The organism is Streptomyces sp. NPDC040589, assembly GCF_055594445.1.
The window spans coordinates 1-5230 of sequence record NZ_JBVIWP010000020.1; the positions used below are offsets into that span (position 1 = coordinate 1).

At 71.6% G+C, this 5230-nt stretch carries 6 protein-coding genes; 4 read left to right on the top strand and 2 right to left on the bottom strand.

Annotation, left to right across the window (positions count from 1 at the left end; genetic code table 11):
- Positions 1–117: 117 nt before the first annotated feature.
- Both ACZ58V_RS41305 and ligD read right to left on the bottom strand, forming a co-directional pair.
- The gene (locus ACZ58V_RS41305) at positions 118–891 is read right to left on the bottom strand and encodes an NPP1 family protein (RefSeq protein WP_468198232.1); all 774 of its coding nucleotides are present in this window, start codon (positions 889–891) and stop codon (positions 118–120) included.
- 142 nt (positions 892–1033) lie between these two features.
- Positions 1034–2014 carry a non-homologous end-joining DNA ligase gene (gene ligD, locus ACZ58V_RS41310; protein WP_468198230.1) on the bottom strand — a complete coding sequence of 327 codons (981 nt, stop codon included), beginning with the start codon at positions 2012–2014 and terminating at the stop codon, positions 1034–1036.
- Between the two features lie 133 nt (positions 2015–2147).
- Between ligD and ACZ58V_RS41315 the strand changes: the two genes are divergently transcribed.
- From ACZ58V_RS41315 to ACZ58V_RS41330, 4 genes are all read left to right on the top strand, one after another.
- Positions 2148–2888: a response regulator transcription factor gene (locus ACZ58V_RS41315; RefSeq protein WP_468198228.1), complete on the top strand. Its 741-nt coding sequence runs from the start codon at positions 2148–2150 to the stop codon at positions 2886–2888.
- Between the two features lie 129 nt (positions 2889–3017).
- Complete coding sequence (locus tag ACZ58V_RS41320; RefSeq protein WP_471296525.1) at positions 3018–4235, top strand: cytochrome P450; 1218 nt, start codon at positions 3018–3020, stop codon at positions 4233–4235.
- 26 nt (positions 4236–4261) lie between these two features.
- Complete coding sequence (locus ACZ58V_RS41325; RefSeq protein WP_193483710.1) at positions 4262–4456, top strand: ferredoxin; 195 nt, start codon at positions 4262–4264, stop codon at positions 4454–4456.
- A gap of 39 nt (positions 4457–4495) precedes the next feature.
- Entirely contained in the window at positions 4496–5011 is a 516-nt protein-coding gene (locus ACZ58V_RS41330) for a MarR family winged helix-turn-helix transcriptional regulator (protein WP_468198223.1), read from the top strand.
- Positions 5012–5230 lie beyond the last annotated feature (219 nt).

Genomic DNA, 5230 nt, shown 5'->3' on the forward strand with positions numbered 1-5230 from the left:
CGGCTCGAGCCGATCCCACATCGCATCAGTGATCACTAACCGGACAGACACACCCGATCAACTGACCAACCCGTCAAAGAGACACGCCCTAGGCCTCTCGGCCAGGGCTGGGCGGCATCAGGCGTAGGGATCGAACGCGATGCCGGACGGCTTCGCCGAGGCGAGGTGGTTGGCGAAGTTGGCGTCCTTCAGGCCGAAGTTGGCGCTGCCGAAGTTGTAGGACGTGAGCTTGTCGCGCACCCCGGCCGGGTAGCCGTTCCAGCCGACCAGCGGCGGGTACTGCCAGGTGCCCTTGTGGTTCTCCGGCGGCTCGTCGCCCGAGTTCGCGAGGCGGAAGCAGTGCGTGCTGACGCCGTCCTTGTGGTAGACGATCTTCGCGTGCGTGCCGTCGAAGCGGACCGCGGACGCCGCGTGCACGTCGAACGAGCCGTGGGCGGACGTCGACACGTACTTGACCTGGTTGTCCTGCACGAACACCGCGACGTGCTCGAAGTCGTGCCGGTGGCCGCCGATGCCGCTCCCGGCGACGGCCTGGTCCTTCTCGAAGTAGAGGGCGTACAGGATCGCGCACCAGCCGTTGTTGCACTTGGAGCGCGAGTAGCCGTTGGTGTTGTCGAGGTCCGAGGCGTCGCGGCAGTCGCCGTTGAGGGCGCCGGTCGGGTTGAGCCCGCCGTTGACCGTGCCGTCCGGGCCGATCGCGGGCGTGGAGTAGCAGCCGTCGGTGTCGTAGTCGTAGGCGGGCTGGTACGTCTGCTCCAGCGACTCCGCGTTGGCGGGCAGCGCCCTCGGCGGCGCGGCGAAGGCCGTGGCGGGGAAGGCGAGGACGAGGGCGGCCGCACCGGCCAGACCGGTGAACCATCTCCTGCGGTGTGCGAACGGGCGTGACGACACTGCGTCCTCCTCATGTCCGGGCGCAGCCCAACGGCTGTGGGGGAAAGGGAGGTTCAGCTTCCACGGTGAACGCGTTCATGCCAAGAGGAGTGGGGATCCCAGGAGTGAATCACCGCCCAACAACCGGCGTCCGGGTGCCGCTTCAGACCAAGTCGTCCGGGATGTCGGCCGCCGCCTCCCCGGGCGCGAGGTCCGGCCGGAGCCGCAGCCAGGACGGCTGCCGCAACAGGCCCTCCCGGGTGCGGGTGCTGTAGCGGACCTCGCCGACCAGTCGGGGGACGACCCAGTGCGCGCCCGGAGCGCGCGGGGCCGGGTCGAAGGGGCAGACGTCGCTCGCGGCGGCCCGCAGCAGCCCGGCGAGTTCGGTCCGTTCGGCCTCGCTCCAGCCGGTTCCCACGCTCCCGACGTACCGCAGCCGCCCCGCGGCACGCTGCCCGACCAGCACCGCCCCCGGCAGTCCGGTGAGCCGCCCCTTGCCGGGCTGCCAGCCGCCGACCAGGACGTCCTCGGTGCGCATGTTGCGGATCTTGATCCAGGCCCGGGAGCGCGTCCCCGGTTCGTACACCGAGTCCAGCCGTTTGCAGACAAGGCCCTCCAGGCCGTGCGCGCGGGTGGCGGCCAGGGCCTCGGCGCCGTGGCCGACCAGCGCGGCAGGGGTCGACCAGGAGGGCCCGGCGAGCCCGAGGTCCTCCAGTGCCGAGCGGCGTCGCGCGTAGGGGAGCCGGATCAGCGCATGGCTCTCCAGGTGCATCAGATCGAAGAGCACGAGGTGGACCGGGACCTCCGCCGCCCGCCGCGCCGCCCTGGCGGGCGCGTGGGCCAGGCCCATACGGGACTGGAGCAACTGGAAGTTCGCACGGCCCTGTTCGTCCAGGGCCAGGATCTCCCCGTCCAGTACGGCGGGCGTGGGTCCGAGCGCGGTGCCCAGCGGCCGCAGTTCGGGATACGCGGCCGTGATGTCCTCCCCGGACCGGGCCCGCAGCAGCACGCTGCCGTCCCCGGGGAGGTAGACCACCACGCGCTGGCCGTCCTGCTTGGTCTCGTAGGCCCAGCGCGCGTCCTGCGCGGCGGGCGGCAGGGTGCCGGACGTGGCGAGCATGGGCGGGATCAGCGGCAGGTCCACGGGTTGAGGTGTGGACGTACCGGGGTGCGGTCACGCGCGTTTTCCGCGTCTTTCGCCTGAACGGCGTCCATGCCTGGAGTCCGGTGAAGCCGGTATTGCTTGAGTTAGGCAAGTAGGGCGGTAGGGTGGCCGTATGGCTACCTCGTCGCCGTACGGCACTCTCCGTGAGACGTCGACGCTCGCGCGCGGGGACGGGCAGCACGTGCTGGTCGTCGCGCGGGAGCCGGAGCTCGCGGAACTGCTGTCCACCACCCTGGAATTGGCGGGATACCGGATCAGTCTGGCCGACTCCGGGGCGGAGGCCCTGGCACGGGTCGAGCGGCAGCGGTTCGATCTGGTCGTCCTCGACGGGGAGATGCCCGACATGGCGGAGTTGGGCAGGCGGCGCCCCGCCGCGCTCCTCCACCGCCCGCCGGTCCTGCTGCTGACGGTGTGCGACTCCCTCCCCAGCCTGTTGCCCGAACTCGGCCCGGGGGAGACGGACTACGTCACCAAGCCCTTCCGCGTGGCCGAAGTCCTGGCCCGGATCCATGTCTTACTGCGTGCCTCGGTCCCCGACCCGGGCCGTGCCGAGGGGCTGGGGTACGGCGATCTGGTCCTGGACGACGCACGGTGCCGGGCGAGCCGCGGGGCGCGAGGGCTCGACCTGACCCCAGCGGAGTACCGCCTCCTGCGCCACCTCCTGGTCAACGCGCACCGGGTGCTCTCCAAGGAGCAGATCGGCAGGATCGTCTGGGGCGACCCGCGCGGCGGCAACGCGATCGAGCAGCTCGTCTCCCGGCTGCGCCGCAAGGTCGACCGGGAGGCACCGGCGCTGATCCACACCCGCCGCGGCTTCGGCTACTGGCTCGGACGTGCCGACCTCGAACCCTGACGCCCTGTGAGCCGGGTCACGTCAGCTTTCTGTCAGGGGACTGACGGGAGGGCGTCAGCCCCCTCTGTTTGCATGGGCTCAGCGAGGCCTCGACAACGCACTCCGCGCCCCCCACGACCGAGGAGAAGCATGGCCGATACTCTCGCCGGCACGGCTGCGGTCCCCGAGTACCCCATGGCCCGAGCCGCCGGCTGTCCCTTCGACCCGCCCCCGGACCTCACCGCGCAGCAGGACGAGGGCCGGCTCGTCAAGGTCCGCTTGTGGGACGGCAGTACGCCCTGGCTCGTGACCCGGTACGAGGATCAGCGCGCCCTCCTCCTCGACCCTCGGGTCAGCGCCGACATCACCCGGCCCGGATACCCGCTCCAGGTCGCCGCCGGCGGGGGTGAGAACAACGCCGGCTTCATCCTCATGGACGACCCGGAACACGCCCGGCTGCGCCGCATGGTGACCGCCCCGTTCGCGATCAAGCGCGTGGAGGCGATGCGGCCCGGCGTGCAGAAGGTCGTGGACGACCTGATCGATGACATGCTCGCCAAGTCCGGCCCGGTCGACCTGGTGGAGGCGTTCGCGCTGCCGGTGCCCTCGCTGGTGATCTGCCAGATGCTCGGGGTGCCGTACGGGGACCACGACTTCTTCCAGGAGAACAGCCGGCTCCTCATCAAGCGGGACGCGGCCATGGAGGACCGGATGACCGCCCACGGGCGGCTCATCGCCTACCTCGACGAGCTGATGGGCGAGAAGATGGCCCGCCCCGCGGACGACCTGCTCTCCGGGCTCGTCGAGCGGGTCAGGTCAGGGGAACTGTCCCGGAGCGAATCGGCCCGCATGGGCGTGCTCCTGCTCATCGCCGGGCACGAGACCACCGCCAACATGATCGCGCTCGGCACTCTGGCCCTGCTCGAACACCCGGAGCAGCTCGCGCTGCTGCGCGACACCGACGACCCCAAGCGGGTCGCCGCCGCGGTCGAGGAACTGTTGCGCTATCTGACCATCGTGCACAACGGCCGCCGTCGCGCGGCCCTCGAGGACATCGAGATCGGCGGGCAGACCATCCGGGCGGGCGAGGGCATGGTCATGCCCAACGACCTCGCCAACCGCGACCCCGCCGCCTTCCCCGACCCGGACCGGCTGGACCTGAGCCGCGACGCCCGCCGGCACATCGCGTTCGGCTTCGGCGTGCACCAGTGCCTGGGTCAGCCGCTGGCCCGGATGGAACTCCAGGTCGTCTACGGCACCCTCTACCGCCGCATCCCCACTCTGAAGCTCGCCGCACCGGTGGAGAGCCTGCCGTTCAAGCACGACGGGTCGGTCTACGGCGTCTACGAACTGCCCGTCACCTGGTGACGCGCCTACCGGAGGAGAGAACAGCCATGCGTGTGGAACTGGACGAGCCGAAATGCGTCGCCTCGGGGCAGTGTGTGATGGCCGCCCCCGAGGTCTTCGATCAGCGCGAGGAGGACGGCGTCGCCTTCGTGCTGGACGAGCGGCCGTCGGCGGACTCCCTGGAGGAGGTGCGTGAGGCCGTGGCGATCTGCCCGGCCGCCGCGATCCGGCTGGTCGAATGATTTACTTGAGTTACGCAACGAGATGGTAAAGTGGCTCCCATGTCCACACCACCGCTCCCCGACGTCCCCTCCCCGGAAGTGATCGAGATCGAGCGTGCGCTCACCCGTATCACGTACCTGAGCACGCGCGCCCGCCAGCACGAACGACTGATGGCCCTGGCGGGCGTGCCGCTCGACCGGGCCGCCGTCGCGCTCCTGCGGCAGGTCGCCGACTCCGAGCCGCTGCGGCCGGGGGAACTCGCCACGCGGCTGGGTGTGGAGGCCTCGCACGTCACGCGCACGGTGCAGCAGTTGCAGAAGTCCGGCTACGTCACCCGCGTCCCCGACCCCGACGACCGCCGCGCCCAGCGTATCGAGCTCACCGACGCCGGCCGGCAGGCCATCGCCAAGGTCCGTGAGGCCGGCGTCCGCGGCATGCAGATGGCCCTCTCCGCCTGGTCACCCGAGGAGCTGCGGCAGCTCGCCGGCCTCTTCCACCGTATGGTCGACGACTTCCTCGCCCACGCCGTCGAGGAGGAGCCCGAGCCTCAGAGCGCCCCGGTGGGCAGCGCCTGATCTCCAGGCGCTGTGTGCTCCGGCGGGCGGCGCTTGAATCCAGGCCGCCGTGGGGGGTGTCTGATGGCAGGTTGCCGCGTGCTCGGGCGATGCCGTGGGGGGGGGGGGGGGGGGGGGGGGGGGGGGGGGGGGGGGGGGGGGAGCGGGGGGGGGGGGGGGGGGGGGGGGGGGGGGGGGGGGGGGGGGGGGGGGGGGGGGGGGGGGGGGGGGGCCCGGGGG